Raw genomic sequence first — 22716 nt, forward strand, 5'->3', positions numbered from 1 at the left:
ATCCGCTAGTATCCTCATCCAGCATCGGAGCATCCATGACTACTGCAGAAACTCCCGGGGCCTCCACGGACATCCTCGCGATCGCCAACATCCCCGTCCTGTGGGTGCTGGCCATCGGTGTCTTCGCCGCCATCATTCTCCAAACCGTCATCTACATGCGCGCCGCAAGGAAGGCGGGGCCGGCCGCCGACATTTCCCAGACCGAGCTGCAGCAGTCATTCCGTGCCGGGGCCGTGGCGGCGATCGGCCCGTCCCTCGCCGTCGTGCTGGTCAGCATTGCGCTGATGACACTGTTCGGGACACCCGCGGTGCTGGTCCGGATCGGCCTGGTGGGTTCCGCCGCCACAGAATCCGCGTCGGCGAGCCTCGCCGCCACCACCATGGGGGCAACGCTCGGCGGCGCCGGTTACAACCAGGGCGTCTTTGCGGTGGCGTTCATGGCAATGAGCATGTCCGGCGCCATGTGGATGATTTCCACATTGATCCTCACCCCGATCCTCCGGCGCGGTGATTCGAAACTGCGCAGGGTCAACCCGGCCCTGATGGCGATCGTTCCCGCGGCGGCCCTGATCGGCGCGTTCGCCAGCCTTGGCATCGCGGAGCTCGGCAAGACCCCCGTGCACATCATCACCGTCATCGTGTCCGCCCTGGTCATGGGCATCTGCCTCGCCCTGGCCAAGAAGTTCGACCTCGCGTGGCTCCGGGAATGGGGACTCGGGATCTCGATCCTGGTTGGCCTGTTCGTCGCCTACGCCGCCCACACGTCCGGCATGGCTGCCTAGGCAGCGATTTCCAGCGATATCCCGTCTCGAAAGGATTGATTGTCATGACTGCTCTCGCCACTGATGCCTCCCGCGCCGCGACCCTCCTCGAATTCGACCGCACCACCTCCCGCTGGGGCCAGATCACCATGGGCTCCGCGCTCATCCTCTCGCTCGCCGCCCCGCTCTACCTGGTGCTCTTCGGCGACCTGGGCATCACCTCCGGCCAGGTCTGGACGGCCTTCTTCGCCGTCGCGGCCGCGTTCTTTGTGCTGTGGTTCGTCGAACCCATCACCTACTACCCCGTCCTCGGCCCGGCCGCGATGTACCAGGCCTTTATGATCGGCAACATCGCCAACAAGCTGCTCCCGTCGGCCCTGGTGGCCCAGGCGACCGTCGGCGCCAAGGCCGGCACCAAACGCGGCGAGTTCGCGGCCCTCATGGCCATCTGCGGCGCCGCGATGGTGCACGTGTTCTCGATGCTGCTGTTCGTCGGCGTGCTCGGCACCTGGCTGGTCAGCGTCATCCCGACCGGCATCGTCGACGTCGCCCGGCTCTACATCTTCCCCAGCATCATCGGTGCCGTCCTGGTCCAGCTCGTCGTCACCATGAAGCAGCCCCGCGTGACGGTCATCGCCGTCGTCGTCGCCGTCCTGGTCCTCTTCGTCCTGGTCCCCGCCGTCCCGGCGCTCGCCAAGCCGGCCACCGGAATTGTGGTCCTGCTGACGGCGACCCTGGCGTGGTTCCTGCGGCCCCGCAAGGACGCGCCCGCCGCCGCCACCCTCGTGAACTAGCCGCACCTGCACACCTAAGCCAGGCCCACTGGACCAAGCCCCGTGGGCACCCCTTGAACCAGACACCGAAATCCTCCGGAAGGAACCCCATGACCACCAGCACTGCCTTGTTTGAACTCAGCGACACCCGCCGGGCCGAGATGCACGAGCTTTACCGCCACCTCCACACCCATCCCGAACTCTCCATGCAGGAGACCAACACGGCGGCGTTCATCCAGCAGAAGCTCGACGCGCTGGGCCTGGAGACGTTCATCTGCGGCGGCACCGGCGTCGTGGGGATCCTGCGCAACGGGACGGGACCCGTGGTGGGCTACCGGGCGGACACCGACGGCCTGCCGATGAAGGAGGACACAGGCCTGGCGTTCGCCAGCACCGCCACCGGCACCCTCGCGGACGGCACGCCCGTCCCGGTGATGCACGGCTGCGGCCACGACACCCACATGACCGTCGCCCTGACGGCCGTACAGCTGCTGAGCGAGAACCTGGACGCGTGGGCCGGAACCGTGGTCTTCATCTTCCAGCCCGGCGAGGAAACCGGCGCCGGAGCCAAGGCCATGATCGCGGACGGGCTCTGGGACAAGGCCCCGAAGCCGGAAATCATCTACGGGCAGCATGTCTGGCCGGGCCTGTCCGGGACGGTCAACATCAGCAGCGGTACGGCCATGGCCATGGCGGATTCCTGGAAGGTCACCGTCCACGGCCGCCAGGCGCACGGCTCCCAGCCGGAACAGTCCATCGACCCGATCGTCCTCGGCGCCCACATGGTGGTGCGGCTGCAGACCGTCGTCTCCCGCGAGGTCCACCCGATGAAGTCCGCCGTGGTGACCGTGGGCACCTTCCACGCCGGGCTGAAGGAAAACATCATCCCGGCCACGGCTGAGTTCTCGCTCAACGTCCGGACGTTCGACGTCGACGTCCGCACCCGGGTGCTCGATTCCCTGCGCCGCATCCTGCGCGCCGAAGCGGACGCCTCCGGGGCGCCCGCCCCCGAGATCGAGGAAATCTCCAGCTTCCCGCGGTGCTACAACGACCCCGCCTCCGCCGACGCCCTAATCAGCGAGTTCCAGGCAGCCCTCGGCGAGGACTGCGTGAACCTGGTCCCGCCGGTGATGGGCAGCGAGGACTTCGGGCTCCTCGCCGAGGTGCTGGAGGTGCCGTCCGTGTACTGGATGTTCGGCGCCTACACGCAGGAGAGGCTCGACGCCGAGACTCCCCTTCCCGGGAACCACTCCCCGTACTTCGCACCGGATATCGAGCCGACCCTGGGCACGGGCCTCCGCGCCGCCATGACCTCCCTGCTCTCCCGGGTGGGCCGGTCCGGGGCCGCGCTGTGACCGAACCGGATGTTCGGTCCGGGGCCGGCCCGGCCACACACCAGACGGCCTTTGCGGCGGCCGGCGGCATCAGCGCGCTGTCCGCCACGGAGCTGACCGCGGCCATCCGGCGTCGGGACATCTCCGCACGGGAGGCCCTCGACGCGCACTTCGCCCGGATCGATGCCGTGAACGGGCAGCTCAACGCCGTGGTGACCGAGGACCGCGAGGGTGCTGCGGCGCTGGCCGCGGCCGCCGACGCGCTCACCGCCTCCGGGGCGGAGCTCCCGCCGCTCCATGGCCTGCCCATGACGCACAAGGACACCAACAACACCAAGGGGCTGCGGACCACGCAGGGCTCGGTGATCTTCCGGGACTTCGTGCCGGACTTTGATGACCTCATCATCGCCAGGTTCAAGGCGGCCGGGGTGGTCACCACGGGCAAGACCAATGTGCCGGAGTTCGCGGCGGGCTCGCACACCTTCAACGATGTCTTCGGCACCACCGTCAACCCCTACGACACGGCCAAGAGCGCGGGCGGCAGCAGCGGCGGCGCGGCGGCGGCCATCGCGGCCCGTATCCAGCCGCTCAGCGACGGCAGCGACATGGGCGGCTCGCTGCGGATCCCGGCGTCGTTCTGCAACGTGGTGGGGTTCCGGCCGTCGGTGGGCGTGATCCCGGTGGCGCCGACCCGCAACGCGTGGGCCTGGCTCGCCCGGACCGGCACCATGGCCCGCGATGTGGAAGACATTGCCCTGGCCATGGCGGCCGTGGCCGGGCCGGACCCCGCCGTGCCCTACGCCGCTCCGGTGGCGGCCGGGCGGTTCACCGACCCGCTGCGGCGGGACCTGACCGGCCTGCGGATTGGCTGGTCGCCGGACTTCGGCCTGGGCGTGCCGGTGGAGAAGGAGGTGCTGCGCGTCCTGGAAAGCCAGCTGCGGATCTTCGAGGATCTCGGCGCCACCGTGGAGGAAGCCGCGCCGGACCTGCGGGACGCGGATGAGGTGTTCGGCACCACCCGGGCGTTCGATTTTGCCCTGGGCCTGGGTGAGCTGGTGGCCAAGCACCTGGACGTGGTCAAGCCCGAGGTGCGCTGGAACGTTGACCGGGGCCGGGCCCTCAGCGGGCAGGACCTGGTCTCCGCAGCCCTCGCCCGGACCCGGCTGGACACCAGCGTGCGGCGCTTCTTTGGCCGGTACGACGTGTTCGCCAGCCCCGCCGCGCAGGTGCTGCCCTTTGAGGCGTCCCTGCGGTACCCGACGTCGATCAACGGCGTCGAGTTCGAGACCTACCTGGACTGGATGCGCTCGGCCTGCCTGATCTCCGCGACCGGCATCCCTGCCATCTCGGTCCCGGCCGGGTTCAGCGACGGCGGCCTGCCGGTGGGGCTGCAGCTGGCCATGAACCACGGCCAGGATTTCGAGCTGCTCCAGGTGGCCTACGGCTTCGAACAGGCCACCGGCCACGCGAAGCGGGAGCCGGCGCTGGGGTGACGGGCGGCCGGTGGCCCGGCGGGCAACCGCCGGGCGCCGGATATCTTTACCCCGGTCCCGACAGTTTCTCGTCACCGGTCGGGATCCAGTTTTTGCAGAAACGAGAGCAGCTTACCGGTGACCAAGGCCGGTGTATCCTGGCTCACCAAGTGGCCCGCTCCTGGTATCACGTGTTCTTTCACGCCTTCGGCCGATGCCCACATCGGCATCGCTGTTCTGATGTTGCCGGTGCGGTCAGCGCTGCCACGCAGCAGACACAAAGGCACTGCGGTGCGGTAACCGGCGTCGGGTCGAACCAACGACACGGTCGCCCGCCAGATGTCCAGAAACTCCCGCTTGGGTACCTGCGAAAATGCCCGGGCGGCATCCGCCCGCGCAGTTTCGGTCACCGCCGACACCCGTGCCATAACTGCGGGAAGCTTCTTCGCCGGTACCAGCGCCAGTCCGGGGACGGCCAGGTGAAGGAGTACGCGTTCCAGCCGGCTCAGCGGACCGGTGTTCCACGTCGAATCCATCACCATCAGGCCCGCGTAGGATCCGGGTGAGCGCCGGACCAGTTCCTGGGCAAGATTCCCGCCGAGGGAGTGTCCGACGAGGACCGGCCGGATCAACCCGCGATGCTTGATCAGGCGTTCAATGTCGTCAACGAATTGCTCTGCCGTGAGTGGGGCCGTGTTGGGACGGGAAAAACCGTGCGCACGTAAGTCCAGCATGACCGTTCGACGGCCCACGCCAGCGACTGCGTTTGCCTGCTCAGTGAACATGACATGGTCCGCCCCTGCTCCATGGAGGAAGACGACGGCGGGTTCGGTTCCGTCCCGGTCCTCATAAGCCAGAGTGCAATCCGGCGCCTCGAGTCTCGAGGTTAGGTTCCGCATTGACCAAATGTAGCGGCCACGCCGGCAGTAGACACGCTGTGGCGGGGACGGCAGACTGAAAGCCAGCCACGGGCCCGGCAGCGTGCCGGGGCCATGGGTCCATTCGGTCAAGCCGCCACCTCTCGAGGGACTGTCATGAGCACTGATTCTCCGGTTTCACCTCACGCTTCACCGAACGTTTCACGGCGCGCCGCCACCCTCGCGTCCGTCCCGTCGCAGCAGCGGATCAACACCTTCCTCCGCGACTCCGTCTACGCCAGGCGCCAGCACGTGCCGGGGATCTGCGACCTGGCCCTGGGCAACCCGCACCAGATGCCGCCGGCCGCCTATGTCGAGGCCCTCGCGGACGCGCTGACGCCCCGGAACGAGCGGTGGTTTGCCTACAAGACCAACGAGCCGGAGGCGCAGGCCGCGGCGGCGGCGTCCCTGCAACGGCTGCTCGGGATGCCCTTCGAGCCGGCGGACATCCACCTCACCACGGGCGGCTTCACGGCGATTCCGCTGGCGCTGAAGGCCGTCGCCGACCCGGGCGACGAGGTCATCTTCACCCTGCCGCCGTGGTTCTTCTACGAGCCGCTGGTGCTCGAGGCCGGGCTGGTGCCGGTCAAGATCCGCTGCGACGCCGAGACATTCGACGTCGACCTGGCGGCTTTGGGGGCGGCCATCACGCCGCGGACCCGGGTGGTGATCGTGAACACGCCCAACAACCCGACCGGCCGGATTTACCCGCCGGAGCTGCTGAAGGACCTGGCGGACATGCTGGAGGGGGCCTCGCGCAGCAACGGGCGGCGGGTCTACCTGCTCTCCGACGAGCCGTACAACCGGATCGTCTACGACGGCGCCCGGTTCCACAGCCCCGCCGAATACTATTCGTACACGCTCCTGGCCTACTCGTACGGCAAGACCCATCTGGCGCCCGGGCAGCGGATCGGCTACCTGGCGCTGCCGCCCACCATGCCGGACCGCGGCCCGCTGCGGGAGGCGATCACCGCCCTGCAGATGGCGCTGGGCTGGATCTACCCCAACGCCCTGCTGCAGTATGCGCTGCCGCGGCTGGAGCAGTTCTCGATCGACGTCGGGCAGCTGCAGCACAAACGCGACCTGATGGTGGAGGCGCTGACCGGCATGGGCTACCAGGTCACGCGGCCGGAGGGGGCGTTCTACCTGTTCGTCCGCACCCCGGCCGACGACGACGAGCAGTTCACCGCCGCCCTCGCGGACCAGGACGTGTTCGTGCTGCCGGGCACGCTGTTCGAGACCCCGGGCTATTTCCGGATCTCGCTCACCGCCTCCGAGGACATGATCCAGCGCGCCCTGCCGGTCTTCGCCGCGGCGATCCAGCGCTCGGCTGTGTGATACTCGGCCCATGGGGACTTGGGGACCGGCAATTTTCAGCAACGACACCGCTCCGGACGTCCGCGACGACTTCCGCGACCTTGTGGCCAAGGGGACCACACCGGTTCAGGCCACGGAGCAGATCCTGGCCGAATACGGCGTCGGAATGCCCGGGGACCCCGACAACAACGACTTGTGGCTGGGCCTGGCAGCAACGCAGCACAAGACCGGCCACGTTGTGCCCGAGGTGATTGAGCGAGCCCTGGCCATCACCGAGTCGCCTCAGGAGCTTGAGCGTTGGGAGCCGGGGGACAGAAAAGCTCGACGCCAGGCGCTGACCAAACTGGGCGAGACGCTGCGGACGCCGCCTCCCCCACCCCGCAAGCTTCGACCCCGATCCGTTGCAACCACTGATCTCCTGATCGGCCAGCATCAGCTCTACAGCCACATCGAATCAGGGTCACAGTTTCTCCTGCGCGTTGTCGGCTTCCATGAGGACAAGGGCGGGAAGTCTGCCGTTTACACCGTGATCGATTGGGATGGCAGCGACTACGGCCTGGACCACCCGCAGGACATTCCGCCGCTGCGGCAGAAACCCGGCTCGCCTCACTACCTGCCCCACGTGCACTACTTCGGGCTGCTGCTGTGCTCGCCCAGGCCCCTCAAGGAGCAGCTGCGGGACCTCGGACCAAAGTTTATGGGCGAAGCTTTGCCCGTTCGGGAAAGGGGAATGACCGTCATAACCTGGGCGTCCCTCCCCAAGGTTGTGATCGCCAACGCGAATTCAGTTCCTCCCACCGTTCATACATCGAATCCCTAGCGGTTTCCTCCGCGGCGGGGGTGGTGATCTCCGAGACGCGGCCCCGGCGCACGCCACATGCGGACATCGTGGCCACCGGGGCGAACGCACTCCCCCGCCTGCCGGACGCCGCCGCCGGGCTGGACCCGGCCATCCGCCAGCTGCACAGCTCCCAGTACCGCAGCCCGGCGGACATCCCCGCAGGCGACGTGCTGGTGGTGGGCGCCGGAACCTCGGGCTCGGAGATCGCCTTAGAGCTCTCGGCCAGCCACCGGGTGTTCCTAGCGGGCCGGCCCACCCCGCACATTCCCGATCCCCTGCTGCGCTACGCCGGCGGTGCGTACTGGGGGTTCATCCACTATGTGCTGACGCTGCGCACCCCGGTCGGGCGCAAGGTCGCAGCGGGCTTCCACCAGCGCGGCGCACCCCTGATCCGGATTTCCGCGAAGGACCTGGACCGCGCCGGGGTGGTCCGGGTGGCGCGGTTCAGCGGCACCGCGGACGGCCAGCCCACGTTCGACGGCGGCAGTTACGACGGCGGCCCAGGCGACGGCGGCAGCCCCGCCGGCGTGCGAACGGTCATCTGGGCCACCGGCTACCGCCCGAACCTGGACTGGATCGAGGGTCTGCAGCTGCAGGCGTCGGGGTGGCCGGAAACGCAACGCGGCGCCGTCCTCGGGATCCCGGGCCTGTATTTCGTGGGCATGCCGTTCCAGTACGCGCTCACTTCGGGCCTGATCGGCGGGGTGGACCGGGACGCTGCGTACGTGGTCAGGCAGATCGAACGGCGAGTGCCGGATCCGTCAGTAGTTGCGCCGGCGCTTCAGCCGGGGAATGGTGGTGGCGAAGACAAGGGCGGCAGCGAAGCCCAGCACGCTGGCGGCCATGCCCGCCCCGAGCGAGGCCACGGCGGTCATGCCTGAAATAAGTACCGGGCCGCCGGTGGCCCCGGCGTCAGCTTAAGCCGGTGGCACAGGGCCCCCGGCTTCGGCTTAAGGAAGTCTCACTCCGGGCTGCATCCGGGGCAGCCTTTGCAATCGCCAGCCGCATCCTTCTTTGGAAAGAGGTTCCGCACCACGTTGCTGACTGCGATGGCAGGAAGCAACACAATGCCGGCTGCGACGGACAAGGCGGTCCAGCCCAGATCCTGGGCTGTCCGGACCGGCGGGCTGACGAGTTGGTCGGCGGTGATGGTGGGCATGGTTCCTGTCCTGGCGTCGGAGCCCTCACCGGGGCGCCGGTCAAGGCGCCGGGCTTCGGGCTGTTCTGCCTCTTCGGCAGTATTGACCGAGTGGTCGTCCACAGGATCAGTCACGTTGGTCCCCCCTGGGACTCACAGCGCAGACCGCTGCGGTGCTCGGTCGAATTGGTCTACCAGCAAGTCTAGGCGAACCCGCATAGTCGCGAGGACCAACGAGCGCCTTCCAGCGTGTTAGGTGATGAACAGCATCCGGGGGGGGTGTGAGGTGGAGGACCTAAGCGGAGACGTCGCGGAGCTTCTGGTTCCTGTCGCTGGAGACCTCGGTGAGGATGCCCTTCGCTTCCTCCTGGGAGCAGCGGTCCTGCCCTGATGACGGCGTAGGCCAGGTATGTCGGGGGTGCACTGCTCCATGGCGGATTTCAGGTCCGCACCCCGCCGACCACGACGAGCAGTTAACCGCCACCCTCGCGGACAAGGACGTCTTCGTGCCGACGGGCACCCAGTTCGAGACCCCGGACCATTTCCGTATCTCGATCACCGCCTCCGAGGACATGTTCTGCCGCCCTGCCGGTCTTCGCCGCGGCAATCCAGCGCTCGGGCGGGGTCTGCAAGCACTGAAGTGCGGCTCTAAACGCAGCCACATACGAGTGGAGGCCCTCCGCTTCCGGGATGCTGGGCGGAGGACCTCCTGGCGGAACCCCTGTTACAGGATGGCTGTCATGGGGTTCCAGCCCGGTCCGAGGTCGATGCGCTTGAACCAGTCACCTTGACCGTTGTTGGGGTAGAGCCAGAGTTCCCCGGTGGTGTCGCGGGCGATGACGTCGGGTCTGCCGTCGCCGTTCATGTCTCCGGGGGCGGTGATGGCGTTCATGGTGTTCCAGCCGGCGCCGAGGTCCACACGCTTGAACCATTCGTTCTTCCCGTTGCCCGGGTAGAGCCAGAGCTGGCCGCTGGTGTCGCGGGCGACCAGGTCCACGTTGCCGTCGGCGTTGAAGTCCCCGGGGGCGACGATGGAGCCCATGATGTTCCAACCGGCGCCCAGATCGACGCGTTTGAGCCAGTCGCCGGCGCCGTTGTTCGGATAGAGCCACAGTTCGCCGCTGCTGTCCCTGGCGATCAGGTCCGGCCGGCCGTCCGCGTTGAAGTCGCCCGGGGCGACGATGGAGGTCATGACGTTCCAGCCGCCACCCATGTTCTGGCGCTTGGACCAGCCGCCGCTGCCGGTGCCCGGGTAGAGCCACAGCTCGCCGTTCGTGTCCCGGGCGATCACGTCTGCCTTGCCGTCGCCGTTGAAGTCGCCGGCGCTGACGATCGTGGACATAACGTTCCAGCCTCCGCCGAGGTCGATCCGTTTGAGCCAGTCGCCGGTCCCCGTGCCGGGGTACAGCCACAGCTGCCCCGAGGCATCCCGGGCGATGACGTCGGTCTTGCCGTCACCGGTGAAGTCGTTCAGTCGCTTCGGCGACGCCGGATCCGTCTTGAACGTCGCGGCCCAGGAGGCGGTCGCGCCGGCAGCCAGGATGTAGTCGGTCCTGGCCTTCGCGGTCACCGTGACGGTTCCGGTCCCGGGGTAGGTTCCGGCCGGTTTGGCTGTTCCGCCGACGAGGTAGTCCACACCCGTGGTGGCCGGGACCGTGTACGTGTCAGCGGCGGTGCCGTCCTTGTCCGTGAAGGTCACCGCTGCCGGGGTCACCGCGTAAGGGGTGGCCTTGAACGTCGCGGTCCAGGAGGCTGTCGCGCCGGCAGCCAGGATGTAGTCGGTCCTGGCCTTCGCGGTCACCGTGACCGTTCCGGTCCCGGGGTAGGTTCCGGCGGGTTTGGCTGTTCCGCCGACGAGGTAGTCCACACCCGTGGTGGCCGGGACCGTGTACGTGTCAGCGGCGGTGCCGTCCTTATCCGTGAAGGTCACCGCTGCCGGGGTCACCGCGTAAGGGGTGGCCTTGAACGTCGCGGTCCAGGAGGCTGTCGCGCCCGCGGCCAGGATGTAGTCGGTCCTGGCTTTCGCGGTCACCGTGACCGTTCCGGTCCCGGGGTAGGTCCCGGCCGGCTTGACTGTTCCGCCGACGAGGTAGTCCACACCGTCCGCCACTGGGATTGTGTACGCATCGTTCGCCGATCCGTCCACATCGCTGAAGACCACAGCAGCAGGCGTGGCAACTCGGGGCAGCGTACCAACCCGAAATTCAAGCGCCTTCGTCGCGTCAACCAAACCGGCTCCGCAGCCGCCGGCGCAGTTCCCGGGCAGAGGCCGTGCGGTGTTCCTGATTCGGTCCTCGACGTCCTTAGGCGTAGCACTCACGCCCAGCTCGGCGATTATGAGCGCGGCCAACCCCGCGACGTGGGGGGCCGCGATAGACGTTCCCACGGTATATGCATAACCTTCGGCAACGGGTCCGTTGGTGCCGGTGTTCAGCGTCGAAGCGATACCGCCCTGCGCATTCGCCGATAAGTCGCCACCTGGTGCGGTCACATCCACAACAGCCCCATAATTCGAATACGGAGCGCGATCGCCGGTCCGTCCGGACGCCGCGACGGTAATCACGTTCTGGCAGTTGGCGGGGCTGACGTCGGCGGCCGGTCTGTTGGAGTTGCCTGCGGCAGTAACAACCGCGGCCCCTCGGTTGTAGGCAAAGTCAATGGCGTTCTGGTAGGTAGCCGAGCAGGCAGCAGTGCCGCCCAGGCTCATGTTGATGACACGGGCCGGGTTCTGATTAGCGGATGTTCCCGGAACACTTCCCCCGGCAGCCCAGATGATTGAATCCGCGATATCCGATGAGTAGCCTCCGCACGGGCCCAAGGCACGCACGGGCAGGACTTTCGCTCCGGGAGCAACGCCTGTGATGCCCCGTCCGTTGTTAGCGATTGCGGCAACGGCACCCGCAACACTCGTTCCGTGCCAGGAGGAGGGGCCGCCGCCTATGCCGGCGCTGCACAGGCCATCGGAAGTCCAGTCGCCCTCGTCTCGGGGGTTAGGATCACGCCCGTCCGCATCTCGAGCTTTGGCAGGGCTCGAAATCATGTCGTACCCAGGAAGAATGTTCGCATTCAAGTCGCTGTGCTCTGTGATCCCTGTATCAATCACCGCGACGACGACGCCGTCACCCTTATTAACCGACCAAGCCCCAGGCATGCGCATTCCAGCGGCTTCCTCCCACAGGTCCCATTGCAGCGGGTAGTAGGGGTCGCTGGGGTCCGCGATCATCGGGTACATCAGCGCATCAGGCTCGGCAAACTCGACGTCGGGATCCGCCCGCAGGCTCGCTAGGAAATCCTCGGCTTCAACTGCGTTGAGCGCCCTGTCGGTGCCAACGATCTGGGCGCCGTTTGCCGCGAGGCGCTTACCCTTAGCAGGCACACCAACCTCAGCTTCAGCGCGGGCATAGGACTCCTGCCGTGCAGCGGAACTCATTCCGGCGGTTTCTTTGAACTTGACGATGAATTGGTCCGTCGACGCCGCAGGGGCGGCCATTGCACTCGGCCGCGGCGCGGCGGGCAACGGGCGCTCGCCTTCTGCGGCAGCTGGAATGGCCACCAAGGTCGCGCCCACCAATGCTAGCACTCCGGCTAGTACGACACGGGAATATGGCCGAGAGACATCAATCATTCGGGCGTCCTAAGGGCGGGCGTCGACCGCTAAAGCGCCCGAACGGAGTTTCGAGACCGCGAGCTCCGCGTCCAAGTTGATGCTAACAACGAGTTGATCTGCTTTCGCCAAGGTTTTCCGAAGTTTTTCTGCTTCGGCCGCAGGCCTAGCCGAACGACATTCAGCAGTAACTCCTCTCGGCGCCTCAAGCGCCCCACCCGTACCCGCCCACGACGGCGGCGACGATCCCCCGGTTCGCGTGCCGGGTTTCTGTGCCGGCCCCTCAGTAGTTGCGCCGGTGCTTCATCCGCGGAATCGTGATGGCGAAGACCGTGGCGGCGGCGAAGCCGAGCACGCCGGTGGCGGCCACCCCGGCGCCGAGCGAGGCGACAGCGGTCACGGCAGAGAGCAGCACCGGGCCGCCGGTCGCCCCGGCGTCGGCCATGAACCGCCAGATGCCCAGGAACTGGCCGCGGCCGTTGTCGGGTGAGAAGTCAGCCCCCAGCGTCATGTTCAGTCCCGAGCTGATGCCGTTGCCGAAGCCGATCAGCAGCGCCGCGAGCAGCAGGCCCACGAAGCCGGTGCTGAGCGGGATCAGCAGCATGGCCGTGCCCATGATCAGGGTGGACGGGATGGCCACCCACTGCCGGCCCTTGCGGTCCATCAGGTTCCCGGCCGGGTAGAAGACCAGCATGTCGATGGCGCCGGAGAGCCCGTAGATCAGCGAAGCCTGCGCCGCGTCCATCCCGAGGTGCTCGGCCCAGAGCGGGATCACCACCTGCCGGGACGCGCGCAGCGCACTGAGCAGCAGCACCCCCACGCCCACGGACAGGAACACCCCGGCGTGGGAGACGGCGACGCTGCCCAGCGTCGCCTGCTGCACCGGGACGCCGTCGTCCGGCGCGGGCTTGGCGACGAGGTCCGGGATGGTCACCGACAGGGCCGCAGCGGCCGCCATGGCAACGACGCCCACCCAGTAGGCGCCGGTGATGCCGGCGAACTGCATCACGGCGGCGCCGATGAACGGGCCGATGAAGATGCCGATCCGGTTGACGCCGCCGAGCGTGGACAGCGCCCGGGCCCGGAGGATCACCGGGACCGCCTCGGTCAGGTACTTCTGCCGGGCCAGGCTGAAGACACTCGCGGCCATGCCGACGACGAGCATCGCCGCGGCGAGCAGCCAGAGCCCGTCGGGCAGCAGCGGTGCGAGGGCCGCGGCGGCGAGGGCGACGGCGCTGGCCGCCGCAGCGCCGACGATGGCCCAGCGTTCGCCGAACTTCAGGGTGATGAGCGAGGCTGGCAGGTTGAAGAACCAGGAGCCGAGGCCGATCAGGGTGACCACCAGCGCAGCGACGGCCACCGAGGCGCCGAGGCCGCGGGCGGACAGGGCCACCACGGGCAGGATGGCGCCCTCGCCGATGCTGAACAGCAGGGCCGGGCCGAACGCGGGAACGGCGATGCTGCGGAGGCTGAACGGCGCGGTCTGTGTGGTGCTCATCCCCTTCATCCTAGGACGGCCAGACCGCGGGGCCGCTCAGGCCTCGCGGTGTGCGCGGACGTCCCCGCCAGCCTACGGGCACTCGTGGTCAGCGAAAGCCTCGGCCCATCCCGATCCCTGGCGCTGGAAGATCCGTGCTGCCGGACCTAGAACTGACGGGCTAGAGCGAGGTAAACAACCGTCAGCGTCACCGCAGCGAGGACAGCCAACCCAGAAAGCTGCGCCAACCGCCAGGCCCGTCGCCGCGAGGATCGCAACTCCTCACGCGCATACATGTCGTTGAAAGTGCTCATCTGGTCTCCCCAACTCAGCGTCACAGCCGTCCCAGGCTGCGCGGGCATCTCACCCACGCGACCAAGCCTGCGAGATCGGGAAGGCGCTGCAACAGAGTGAAGAGTACTTGTCTTCGCATCACCGACTACTTGCTTCGTTTGACGACGAGCCCGAGCGGATTTCCTCGCTTCCGCGGCCGACCATTGCGTCGGCTTTTCCGGCGCCAGTCTCGGTCCCTGCATATCCTCACTGCATCACGCCTGCGCCAATGTAGAAGCCATCCTGTTGCGGCGCGTTACGCGCTCAGGCCTCGAAGTGTGTGCGGACGTTCCCGCCGGTGAGGTTCCGGAGGACCTCGGCGGCGACGTCGCGGAGCTTCTGGTTCCGGTTGCTGGAGACCTTGGTGAGGATGCCCATGGCTTCTTCCTGCGTGCAGCGGTTCTGCGCCATGATCACGCCGCAGGCCAGGTCAATCGAGGTGCGGTGCTCCATGGCGGCCTGCAGGTCCTCAGCCCGGGACTGCGCGGTGCCGATCCGGACGGCCAGGCGCAGGGAACGGCCTGCGAGATCGGCGAAGCCGGCGGCCTCGGCGATGATGCCCTCGGTAAAAATCCCGGTGCCGGGGGCGAAGAAGTTCAGGGCGGCGGTCGCGTCCGCGCCGATTTCCAGGGGCACGCCCAGGGTGCTGCGGCAGCCCTGGGCAGCGAGCTGCTGCTGGTAGGCCGGCCAGCGCGGATCGGTGTCGACATCGGCCAGCAGGACCACGGACTTGCTCCGCAGCGCCTCGATGCAGGGGCCCTCGCCGAGGCTTTGCTCGATGCGGTCCAGGATGACAGCCCGAGGGCTGCTTCCCGCCACGGTCATGGTCTTCCGCCGGCGCTGCAACGTCACGCCGCATTCGATCTCGGCGCCGGCGGCGGAGCTGAGCGTGGCCGCCGAGAATTCCGCGAGCTGGCCGAGGAAGTCCTCGACGTTCTCGGTTCCCATCAGGAGGTCCTGCAGGTGCAGAGCGGCTTCGTCCCCGGCGTTGTTGGTCATGCCTAAATCTAAGTCGGTCACCGGCGCGAAACAACTTGCCGGCCGCGAGGTAGCATAAGCCTTGCGAAGGCCCCCGCGTGATGCTGTACGGCCTCTCTAGTGTCGGTGGAGGTCTCATGACGGAACAGGTGTGGCGCGTCAGTGCCGACGTCGCCTGTGTCCAGAGTCCCGACGGCGGCCGCGTCGCCGTCCTGCATCTGGAGCAGGACGTGCCGGTCATCCTGGCGGGAACGGCCGCGTCTGTCTGGAACGGTCTGGACGGAACCCGGACCGAGACCGAGCTCATCGAAGAGCTTGCCCTCGACTACAGTATGGATGCTTCCGACATCTCCGCTGATGTGATGGCGTTGATCCACACTTTGAGCAGCAGCGGACTGATCACTCTGTCCCCCCGTGACGCGGGTGCCAGCTGATGGACGCCGCAGAGCCCCTGCACTTGGACGAGGCCGTCCTCCTGGCCACCGCCCTCGTGGACCAGGTGGCAGCATCAGCCAATCTCGCGGTGTTGTTCATTAAGGGCCCCGCGGCGACCATGATGGGGCTCCGCGAAAATCACGTCTCCGCGGACGTGGATGTCCTGGTCCGCCCGGAACAGCTGAACAAGCTGGTGGAACTACTGGGGCGGCGGGGATGGGTCGAACGGCCGCCCGGCGTGGCAGTTGTTCGGCAGTACTCGCACTCCCGGACCCTGTATCATCGGCAATGGAACTGCGATATTGACGTGCACGACAGATTTCCCGGGATGGAAGCCCCGCCCCACAGTGCCTTCGACACGCTCTGGCGCGACAGGCAATACCTTCTCATAGCCGCCAGACCCGTAGCCGTGCCCTCCATGGTTGCCGCAATAATTCTTCAGGCTTTGCACAGCCTTCGGAACCTGGGTGAGCCACGCAATAAACGCGAGTACTCAGGGCTCCTCCAACGGGTCCACGTGACCATGCATCAGGAAATTGTGGATCTCAGCGTGGAGCTGAAGGCGGCGGCGGCGTTGAAGCCGCTTTTGGACGACCTCGGCATAGCAGATCTGCCGCCCCTGGAGGAAACCGTGAGTGAGGAGTGGCGGTACCGTACTTCTAAACGAGTGCCCGGTATGGATTATCTGGTCGCGCTCATCGAAAGTCCGTGGCACGCTAAGCCGCTGGTGATCGCCCGTGCGGTCTGGCCCTCACGGCAGTCCCTACGGCGTGGCAATCTGTATTTAGACGACTCTGCTATCGGCTTGCTCAGGGTGCACATTTCGCGCTGGAGCCGCGGTCTGGCCCGCATTCCCTCATTGGCACGGATGATTAGGGCTTTACGCCGCCGCTAACCATCCTCTCCTACGCATACCCGTCCACAATGGCGGCGGCGATTTCCTTGTACGCGCGGCGGGTTTCCGGGCGCAGCACATCGAGGGTGACCAGGTCACCGTCGGCCACGCCCCGGTCGTGCGGTACAGCAATAAGCTGGCGACAGATCCCGGACAGGTGGTCCTCGATCGCGTCCTTGTCCACCCGCGAGGACACCTCGTCCTTGTCGGTGATAACCACGATGGCGTTGCGCGCCAGTTCCTCGTAGCCGTGACCGGCCAGCCACTGCAGCGTGCTGCGGGCGCGCTTCGCGCCGCTGACTGCATACCCCGCGGCGATTATGAGGTTGTCCGCGGACTGCAGGATACCGCTCATGGCGTTGTGCGTGACGCCGGTGCCGCAGTCGGTCAGGGCCACCGAGTAGTACCCGGAGATGAGCTTGCGGATCCGCAGGTATTCCTCGGCCGTGAGAGAGTCCGAAACCTCAGGGTCCTGCTCACCGGCAATCAGGTGCAACCGGCCGGCGTGGTGCATGTACCGGGCCAGGGCGGTGAGCGAATCAATGGAGTCGACGTTCTTGAGCAGGTCCGTGATGGTGCGCGGGCTCTGCTGCTGGTAGATGCCCTCGCCGAGGGCACGCTCCACGAGGTCGCCGGAGTCCGGGTTCGCGTCGATCGCACAGGGCGGGTCTCCGCGGTACTCCGCCAGGGTCAGCCCGACGCCGACCGTGGTTGAGGTCTTGCCGATGCCGCCCTTGAGACTCAGCACGGCGGTGTTGTAGCTGCCCTGAAGCTGGCGGGAGATGCGCCGGGCGAGTTCGTCTTCCTCGCGCTGCCGCGCGCTGGGGCCAAGGTTCAGCCCGCCGCCGGTCATCTTGTAGAGGGCACCGCGGAAACCGCCGACTGGGCGGGGCTTCTGCTCGCGGACAAAGAGCCCGGGCGAGCTGATGAAATCCGGGGCCGGGGCGGCGAGGGCTGATGCGCGGCTGCCAGCCCGGCTGGATCGGACCGGCATCGGCGGGACGGAGGGCGCAGTCTCGGGGGCGGCCGGCAGGTCCGTGCGCACAAGACCGGGAGCCGCCGGGACTGAGTTAAAGGGAGGACTGGTATCACCAGGCGCATGCGTCGGGGCCTGCGAACCATCCGCCGCGGCTGCGGCCTCGGCCCAGGAGGTGCTGCGGACAGTCCGCGCAGCGTCGCTGCCGACTTCGTTGGGGGTGATGATGGGCATGGTTCCTGTCCAGGCGTCGGACTCGTCGCCGCCCCGGCGGTCGCGGCGCCGGCGGAGTTCCGGCTGCTCTACGTCTAAGTCATCATTGGCTGTGTTGCTGTCCACCGGTTCGGGCATAGTTGTCCCCCTGGGACTCACAGCGCAGGCCGCTGCGGCGTTCGTTGGAATTGGTCCAACAGCAATTCTAGATGCAGACACCAGAAGTGGCGGACAAGTGGGCTTCCGCATGCGCCGGTAAGATTAGTTCAGCGCGATCAGCAGCATCTTGTTCGTGCCCGGAATGCAGGTCTGCAGGACGGCCCTTGGAAAGCCGCCGAACACGGCGGCGACGTCGTTAGTTGACCCACCTTGGAAAACCTGTCCGCGGGCCGTTGCCTTGTAAGTGCCGTAGCCGGAGAGGACCACTGTTTCGCCGACGCCGATCCCCGAGAACCGCGCCCACCCTCCGCAGAAATCGTGTTCGGTGATGAACAGCGAGTATGCATCCGTGGGGGTGAAGTGGATGGGGCCGATGCACCTGTCCACCATGGCCTGCCCGCCCGAGCCCGCCACGAAAATCGTGCGCGCGGCCTGTGCCGCCGGAGATGGCCTCGCCGGAGAAACCTTCGCAGGAGAGGCTGGAGCCACCGCTGCAGCTGCAACCGGAGGTCCTGAGAGCTTTAGCGTCTGGCCGGGCAAGATCGTGCTGTACACGCCAAGCCCGTTGGCTGCCAGCACCTCGTAGACATTCAGGCCGAAGCGAGCTGCGATGGCGCCGACAGTGTCCCCGGCAACTACCACGTACAGGTTGCTGTTGGCGACGCTGCCGACGGGCTTCTCCAGGGTGGCTGCGGGTGGGGGCTCAGCCCCCGCTGCCTCGGCGGCAGGGGGTCCGGGCGCGGCGGTGGGCGCGGGCACCGGAGCGGTCGCCGGCTCAGTGGGTAATCCGGGCGCAGCCAGGGGTGGATCTACAGCCGCGGGGCTCGCGCTGTCTGCGGGAACGGCTTGGGCGGTGGCTGGCGGCACAGCCGGGTCCGGCGGAGCAGTGGCCGTAACCGTCGAAACCTCCGGGGGCGACACCTCGGCGGCCGAAGACGTCCCGGCGGCCGTAGTCGCCGTCGTAGGGGCAGCGGGTTGTAATGTCAGGAGGGCCGCAACGGCCCAGACGATCAGAAGGACCGCGGCGGCCATCAGCGTGGCAGCGGTTCGTGGGAACAGGCGGTTTTTCGAAAGCTCGTGCTTGGGAGGCATCTGCATCAGCCCGACCTATGAATAGGCGGTTTACCAAGGGCCCAGTTTTGGTCCATGAAAGACCTCAAGGCGGCTGCACACTCCGCGAGAACGCGGTGGCAGAACTCCTGAACGGGCAGAAAACCCTGACAGGTACGCACTAATCCTGAGGTTACCGATCAGGAAGCCACTTCACACGCGTAGTTGTTGCCTGCATTTCTTGTCCCCACCACTCGGACCCTTGCAAGGCCCTAGCAGCGGGCTTCGGTTAGCGGCGTGTCAGCACCAGAACCACGACGTCGGCACTAACCAAGGTGAGGATTATCCGGCCAACGTAAGCCCACCATTTGGTCGCTCGGAGCTGAGTGCTAGCGGGATCGACCCTCGGTTGCGGATCCTCCACGGGGCTACTCGCGGGATGCCTGCGTTGTCAGTAGACGCAGCCCAGCCCACCGCGGCTCAATGGTGCGCGCGCGTCTCCTGCAGGCGCCGGATGAACCAGCGGGACTGTTCCGGCCCATAGGGCAGGATCGGGATGGCTTTGGTGGCGTCATCCGGGGTCTCCCGTGTCGCCTGGGTGGCCTGGCGCACCGCCGTGGTCATGGTGTTGGCCATAGTCTTCACGAACTGATCGCTGCACGGCTCGCCATGCCCGGGAATCAGGAATTCATACCGGTGGCGCAGGGCCGAGACGTGCCGGAGGACATCCGCCCACTCTTCGGGATAAGAATTCTCGAAGGACGGGTATGAGCCCTGTTCCACCAGGTCGCCGGCGAAGAGGGTAGTGGCCGTCCCCACCAGGAGGTCGCCGTCCGTGTGCCCGTGGCCGAGGTAAAAGAGCGTGACGGACTGGCCGCCGAGATCCACCAGCACAGGCTGGTTCTTCACGATCGCGTTCGGGACGACGAGTTCCGTGTTGCTGCCCGCACCGGCGGCCATTTCGGGCTCATCGGCCCCGAGGATGCGGCGCTGCGTGTTGCCGTTCTCGTCGATCTCGGCGGCGCAGTTCTCGTGAGCCCAGAATTCAGTGACGCCAGCATCGCCGAACACCGCGTTGCCGAAGAAATGATCGTAGTGGGCATGCGTGTTGACCACGACCAGCGGCAACTGCGTCTTTTCCCGCACGGCGTTCAGGATCTCCCGCCCCTGCCGCGGTCCGCTCCCGGTGTCGATCACCAGGGCGCGTTCGGAGCCGACCACCAGACCGGTGTTGAGCAGGGAACCTTGGGTCGTCAGGACATAATTGTCCGGGCCAACCTCGAGCCATCGTGACATTAGGAATCTCCGTATTCCGGCATTCGCCGGAGTCGTTGGTGCGATGTTCTGCCCTCGATTGTAACAACGGAGCCTAAGCGATGCTGGTAGTAAACGCCGTTGGAACCACAAGCCGGCCGGAGCCGGAAACGTCAGAGTCTACTCTTGGAACTCGACCGCACGGAGCGCGTAGAGAACGGCCAGCACAGCAGTTCAACCGTAATTGACTCCAGGTTGTCCACGCCCGCAACCAGAAGTGTGGTTTCTAACCGTTTCGACGACTCGTTGCCGTTGCCTCCGCCACCCGTGAGCATATCGGCAGCAGCTAACGGGCCTTCGCCAGTTTGACGGGGTTCCTGCACAGGCGGTCTTGACCCAGTTTTGGTGTCTGTCCGCCTGGGTCTTTGATACTCCGGGGTGGAACCCCAATCACACCCACTCGCGCGAATATGGCCATACCCAGCCACGCTGCCGGGGTCGTCTCCCACATCCCCGATAGAAAAGCTGGCGCGGACACGACGAGGAATGCACCGACGAGCAGAGCCTGATGAGAAGCAGCCCCTTTGCTTCTCCAAGCCAGCGCCGTCCACATGAGAGCTAGGAGGAGACCAGCCCCAACCACTCCGAGGCCTGTGCCGGTCTGAAGAATGAAGTTGTGGGCACCGATACCGAGGCCATTTGTCACAATGAAAGCCCCTGCCCCAATCCCGACCAAGGCATTTTCAGCCCACACCCCCCTGGCTAGCGGCCAAACGACCAACCGTCCTGACCAGTCACCAGTGACCCTGGCGCCAGTCTCAAAGGCGAGGGATGCCTGATCTGTGACTCCAGTGGTGATACAGAATGCAGCAACCAGAATAACGAACACCAGTATCCTGATTGGCGCGCGACGCGTAAACCTGCATAGAACGAGCCAACCGAGCATGGTGATCGCACCAAACTGCGCTCCTCGCGTGTCGCTTGCCATGAGGCCCACAACGGTCAGGGCCGTGGCCGCCCCTAGTACAAGGAGAGATAGCTTTGTTCGGGTCCGAGTAACCCAGAGGACCACCACCACAGCAAGCGCGGAGGCGAGTGCGTAAGCAATGTAGTTGACGTTGGTATTGCCGAGGACCGCCCTCCCGGTGGTGGTCATCGCGCCGACGTCCGCCGGAGGGAAGTAAAGGAACTTAAAAACCGTGAAGGTTGCTCCCGTGACGAAGCCAGCGGCGACGACCCGAAGCTGTGCCTTTGTCTTGATCAGGTCACAGGCGGCGATGAACATGATTAGAATCTGCGCCCAGAGGATTACGGTCGCCTTCGTGAAGTCATGATCCTGTGTCCAGATGAGAGACGTCAACGCCCACAGCACAAACAGGGTCCCAAGGACGGGCGGCGCCGCCACACTAAGTCTCGATGGACGACCCGTGAGGATCACTATGGCAGCGACCGTCGGGCCGTAGGCCAGCGTCAATGCTGGGTCGAAAGTCGAGAGGCCTGCAATCACCGCCATTGCTAGCGCCCGGATGCCCGATTTCCAATTGTCATGCACAATCGTCGCAGCAGGCGGGTCCCCCTTTAATGTCATAAGCCCAATGATAGGGGTCATGCGAGCCCGGGTGAGTGACGTCGCCTGCCTGCGTCCCCTACGAGTGGCCGAATTCCTTCGACCGTGCAAGGCTCACCCTCGCGGGTGATTGCCGTTCGCGGCGAAACGGCTTACCCCGATCCCACGCCCGCTCTCCTCCCGTGTCACCGGTTCGTGCAGCCTGCGGAACGGACGGAAGAACCGTCGGAGAGCAACCTATCCGTCTCAGCGCAGTTTCTTCCGCCGGCAGAACCGCAGAAGGGGAGGGACGGACTGGCTGGCACAAGCAGCTGGATTTTGGTGCGGAATTAGGCACGAAACAAGTTGCCAGTTCCTGCAGTTTGTTGTCTAACCGAGTGTGCTGCAGGTGCGGCCCCAACGTGCCGTGGAGCCTTCAGCAGGAAGCTGCGTCCGATAGTCCGCGGGATGGAGCGCAGCCGGCATTCACAAGTTACGATTCAAGTTGAGTGTCCACAGTCGGCCCACTAGCAAAGCGCCATAGGACAGGATGACCAGCACCTGCATGATTGAGACGAAAAAGGCGGCCTGGCGGCGATGGCGGAGGCGACTTCTCAGAACGGTAGTCTGGTGCGCCTCCACCATCCTCCTTTGGGTGGTCACCGGTCTGTTCCTTTACGTCGCACCAGCAAAAGACGCCCAGGGACACGCTGACGTACTGTTCGTGCTCGCGCCTCAGGGTGACCGTACGAAGTATGCCGAGCAGCTTATGGACCAAGGCTACGCAGGAACACTCGCCATATCCGCACCGCGGGACCAGGACGGCAGCTCCGCACTGTGTGCGGTAAAGCGTGTCTACAGGATCGTCTGTTTCCAACCCGACCCCGAGACGACTCAAGGCGAAGCCCGGGCACTGCAAAGGCTCTCGGTGGAACATGGGTGGAAGAGTGCCGCAGTCCTCACGGCACAGTTTCACGTCGCCAGAGCAAGGGTGCTCCTCAAGCGATGCTACAAAGGCGATCTGGCCATGATTGAGTACCGGCAGGAGCTGCCGTTCTTGGTGGTCCCGAATGTGTCACGGTCGTCGTGGGCTTACCACTATTTGTACGAAACCGCCGCTTTCGTTAAAGTCGCGATCAATCAAGACTGCTGACATCCCCGACCGAAAAAGGTCCTTCAGTGCCGTTCGAGTGGAATTAAGGAAGTTCTCAGTCAGACAATTAACGGTGCGCCTGACCTGGAC

At 66.1% G+C, this 22716-nt stretch carries 21 protein-coding genes and 1 pseudogene; 10 read left to right on the forward strand and 12 right to left on the reverse strand.

All coding sequences use genetic code 11. From position 1 onward, the window contains the following. Nucleotides 1-35: 35 nt before the first annotated feature. The 4 genes from AC06G6_RS15900 (at nucleotide 36) to AC06G6_RS15915 (ending at nucleotide 4361) form a co-directional block, all read left to right on the forward strand. Nucleotides 36-782: a DUF5058 family protein gene (locus AC06G6_RS15900; RefSeq protein ID WP_479823588.1), complete on the forward strand. Its 747-nt coding sequence runs from the start codon at nucleotides 36-38 to the stop codon at nucleotides 780-782. A 44-nt stretch (nucleotides 783-826) separates the two neighbouring features. Then, complete coding sequence (locus tag AC06G6_RS15905) at nucleotides 827-1555, forward strand: hypothetical protein (protein WP_479823590.1); 729 nt, start codon at nucleotides 827-829, stop codon at nucleotides 1553-1555. Nucleotides 1556-1644: 89 nt separating this feature from the next. Beyond that, nucleotides 1645-2889, forward strand: coding sequence for an amidohydrolase (locus AC06G6_RS15910; RefSeq protein WP_479823592.1), 1245 nt, complete (start codon nucleotides 1645-1647; stop codon nucleotides 2887-2889). Between the two features lie 68 nt (nucleotides 2890-2957). After that, nucleotides 2958-4361 carry an amidase gene (locus tag AC06G6_RS15915; protein WP_479828721.1) on the forward strand — a complete coding sequence of 468 codons (1404 nt, stop codon included), beginning with the start codon at nucleotides 2958-2960 and terminating at the stop codon, nucleotides 4359-4361. A gap of 71 nt (nucleotides 4362-4432) precedes the next feature. On the opposite strand, the gene AC06G6_RS15920 is transcribed toward AC06G6_RS15915, so the two are convergent. Then, nucleotides 4433-5125, reverse strand: coding sequence for an alpha/beta fold hydrolase (locus AC06G6_RS15920; protein ID WP_479823594.1), 693 nt, complete (start codon nucleotides 5123-5125; stop codon nucleotides 4433-4435). Between the two features lie 249 nt (nucleotides 5126-5374). Here AC06G6_RS15920 and AC06G6_RS15925 point away from each other — a divergent pair, with 249 nt between their 5' ends. The 3 genes from AC06G6_RS15925 to AC06G6_RS15935 are packed head-to-tail and all read left to right on the forward strand — an operon-like array spanning nucleotide 5375 to nucleotide 8296. Continuing rightward, on the forward strand, nucleotides 5375-6595 hold the full coding sequence (locus AC06G6_RS15925; protein WP_479823596.1) for an aminotransferase class I/II-fold pyridoxal phosphate-dependent enzyme: 1221 nt from the start codon (nucleotides 5375-5377) through the stop codon (nucleotides 6593-6595). Nucleotides 6596-6605: 10 nt separating this feature from the next. After that, a complete protein-coding gene (locus tag AC06G6_RS15930) occupies nucleotides 6606-7394 on the forward strand; it encodes a hypothetical protein (RefSeq protein WP_479823598.1) in 789 nt (262 codons plus the stop codon). 23 nt (nucleotides 7395-7417) lie between these two features. After that, on the forward strand, nucleotides 7418-8296 hold the full coding sequence (locus tag AC06G6_RS15935) for an NAD(P)/FAD-dependent oxidoreductase (protein ID WP_479823601.1): 879 nt from the start codon (nucleotides 7418-7420) through the stop codon (nucleotides 8294-8296). 80 nt (nucleotides 8297-8376) lie between these two features. On the opposite strand, the gene AC06G6_RS15940 is transcribed toward AC06G6_RS15935, so the two are convergent. The 7 genes and pseudogenes from AC06G6_RS15940 to AC06G6_RS15970 form a co-directional block, all read right to left on the reverse strand. Further along, the gene (locus AC06G6_RS15940) at nucleotides 8377-8688 is read right to left on the reverse strand and encodes a hypothetical protein (RefSeq protein ID WP_479823603.1); all 312 of its coding nucleotides are present in this window, start codon (nucleotides 8686-8688) and stop codon (nucleotides 8377-8379) included. Nucleotides 8689-8848: 160 nt separating this feature from the next. Next, nucleotides 8849-8977 (reverse strand): hypothetical protein, encoded by a 129-nt coding sequence (locus tag AC06G6_RS15945; protein WP_479823605.1) that lies wholly within the window; start codon nucleotides 8975-8977, stop codon nucleotides 8849-8851. Between the two features lie 300 nt (nucleotides 8978-9277). Next, entirely contained in the window at nucleotides 9278-10663 is a 1386-nt protein-coding gene (locus AC06G6_RS15950; protein WP_479828723.1) for an FG-GAP-like repeat-containing protein, read from the reverse strand. Between the two features lie 183 nt (nucleotides 10664-10846). Further along, nucleotides 10847-12178: pseudogene (locus tag AC06G6_RS15955) on the reverse strand (S8 family peptidase); the annotation flags it as partial. A gap of 262 nt (nucleotides 12179-12440) precedes the next feature. After that, nucleotides 12441-13655 (reverse strand): MFS transporter, encoded by a 1215-nt coding sequence (locus AC06G6_RS15960; RefSeq protein WP_479823607.1) that lies wholly within the window; start codon nucleotides 13653-13655, stop codon nucleotides 12441-12443. Between the two features lie 146 nt (nucleotides 13656-13801). After that, a complete protein-coding gene (locus AC06G6_RS15965; RefSeq protein ID WP_479823609.1) occupies nucleotides 13802-13948 on the reverse strand; it encodes a hypothetical protein in 147 nt (48 codons plus the stop codon). A gap of 283 nt (nucleotides 13949-14231) precedes the next feature. Further along, a complete protein-coding gene (locus AC06G6_RS15970) occupies nucleotides 14232-14966 on the reverse strand; it encodes a GAF and ANTAR domain-containing protein (RefSeq protein WP_479823613.1) in 735 nt (244 codons plus the stop codon). A 116-nt stretch (nucleotides 14967-15082) separates the two neighbouring features. On the opposite strand from AC06G6_RS15970, the gene AC06G6_RS15975 reads away from it, so the two are divergent. After that, nucleotides 15083-15379 (forward strand): PqqD family protein, encoded by a 297-nt coding sequence (locus AC06G6_RS15975; RefSeq protein ID WP_479823615.1) that lies wholly within the window; start codon nucleotides 15083-15085, stop codon nucleotides 15377-15379. Further along, a complete protein-coding gene (locus AC06G6_RS15980; RefSeq protein WP_479823618.1) occupies nucleotides 15379-16275 on the forward strand; it encodes a nucleotidyltransferase family protein in 897 nt (298 codons plus the stop codon). The genes AC06G6_RS15975 and AC06G6_RS15980 overlap by 1 nt, the downstream gene beginning before the upstream one ends. Nucleotides 16276-16285: 10 nt before the next feature. Here AC06G6_RS15980 and AC06G6_RS15985 read toward each other — a convergent pair whose 3' ends face one another. From AC06G6_RS15985 to AC06G6_RS16000, 4 genes are all read right to left on the reverse strand, one after another. Next, a complete protein-coding gene (locus AC06G6_RS15985; RefSeq protein ID WP_479823620.1) occupies nucleotides 16286-17602 on the reverse strand; it encodes a MinD/ParA family ATP-binding protein in 1317 nt (438 codons plus the stop codon). 123 nt (nucleotides 17603-17725) lie between these two features. Next, nucleotides 17726-18382, reverse strand: a complete 657-nt coding sequence (locus AC06G6_RS15990) for a LysM peptidoglycan-binding domain-containing protein (protein ID WP_479823624.1) — start codon at nucleotides 18380-18382, stop codon at nucleotides 17726-17728. Nucleotides 18383-19153: 771 nt separating this feature from the next. Further along, the gene (locus AC06G6_RS15995; protein WP_479823626.1) at nucleotides 19154-19969 is read right to left on the reverse strand and encodes an MBL fold metallo-hydrolase; all 816 of its coding nucleotides are present in this window, start codon (nucleotides 19967-19969) and stop codon (nucleotides 19154-19156) included. Between the two features lie 304 nt (nucleotides 19970-20273). After that, nucleotides 20274-21536, reverse strand: coding sequence for an O-antigen ligase family protein (locus AC06G6_RS16000; RefSeq protein ID WP_479823628.1), 1263 nt, complete (start codon nucleotides 21534-21536; stop codon nucleotides 20274-20276). Between the two features lie 502 nt (nucleotides 21537-22038). Here AC06G6_RS16000 and AC06G6_RS16005 point away from each other — a divergent pair. Beyond that, complete coding sequence (locus tag AC06G6_RS16005) at nucleotides 22039-22626, forward strand: hypothetical protein (protein WP_479823631.1); 588 nt, start codon at nucleotides 22039-22041, stop codon at nucleotides 22624-22626. Nucleotides 22627-22716 lie beyond the last annotated feature (90 nt).

This window comes from Arthrobacter sp. CJL-S3 (genome assembly GCF_056711635.1).

Coding starts and splice junctions, on each gene's coding strand:
- AC06G6_RS15995 (WP_479823626.1), bottom strand. CDS start 19,969: ATGTCACGATGGCTCGAGGTTGGCCCGGACAATTATGTCCTGACGACC.
- AC06G6_RS15905 (WP_479823590.1), top strand. CDS start 827: ATGACTGCTCTCGCCACTGATGCCTCCCGCGCCGCGACCCTCCTCGAA.
- AC06G6_RS15985 (WP_479823620.1), bottom strand. CDS start 17,602: ATGCCCGAACCGGTGGACAGCAACACAGCCAATGATGACTTAGACGTA.
- AC06G6_RS15920 (WP_479823594.1), bottom strand. CDS start 5,125: ATGTTCACTGAGCAGGCAAACGCAGTCGCTGGCGTGGGCCGTCGAACG.
- AC06G6_RS15970 (WP_479823613.1), bottom strand. CDS start 14,966: ATGACCAACAACGCCGGGGACGAAGCCGCTCTGCACCTGCAGGACCTC.
- AC06G6_RS16005 (WP_479823631.1), top strand. CDS start 22,039: ATGATTGAGACGAAAAAGGCGGCCTGGCGGCGATGGCGGAGGCGACTT.
- AC06G6_RS15980 (WP_479823618.1), top strand. CDS start 15,379: ATGGACGCCGCAGAGCCCCTGCACTTGGACGAGGCCGTCCTCCTGGCC.
- AC06G6_RS16000 (WP_479823628.1), bottom strand. CDS start 21,536: ATGACCCCTATCATTGGGCTTATGACATTAAAGGGGGACCCGCCTGCT.
- AC06G6_RS15910 (WP_479823592.1), top strand. CDS start 1,645: ATGACCACCAGCACTGCCTTGTTTGAACTCAGCGACACCCGCCGGGCC.
- AC06G6_RS15960 (WP_479823607.1), bottom strand. CDS start 13,655: ATGAGCACCACACAGACCGCGCCGTTCAGCCTCCGCAGCATCGCCGTT.
- AC06G6_RS15925 (WP_479823596.1), top strand. CDS start 5,375: ATGAGCACTGATTCTCCGGTTTCACCTCACGCTTCACCGAACGTTTCA.
- AC06G6_RS15965 (WP_479823609.1), bottom strand. CDS start 13,948: ATGAGCACTTTCAACGACATGTATGCGCGTGAGGAGTTGCGATCCTCG.
- AC06G6_RS15930 (WP_479823598.1), top strand. CDS start 6,606: ATGGGGACTTGGGGACCGGCAATTTTCAGCAACGACACCGCTCCGGAC.
- AC06G6_RS15900 (WP_479823588.1), top strand. CDS start 36: ATGACTACTGCAGAAACTCCCGGGGCCTCCACGGACATCCTCGCGATC.
- AC06G6_RS15975 (WP_479823615.1), top strand. CDS start 15,083: ATGACGGAACAGGTGTGGCGCGTCAGTGCCGACGTCGCCTGTGTCCAG.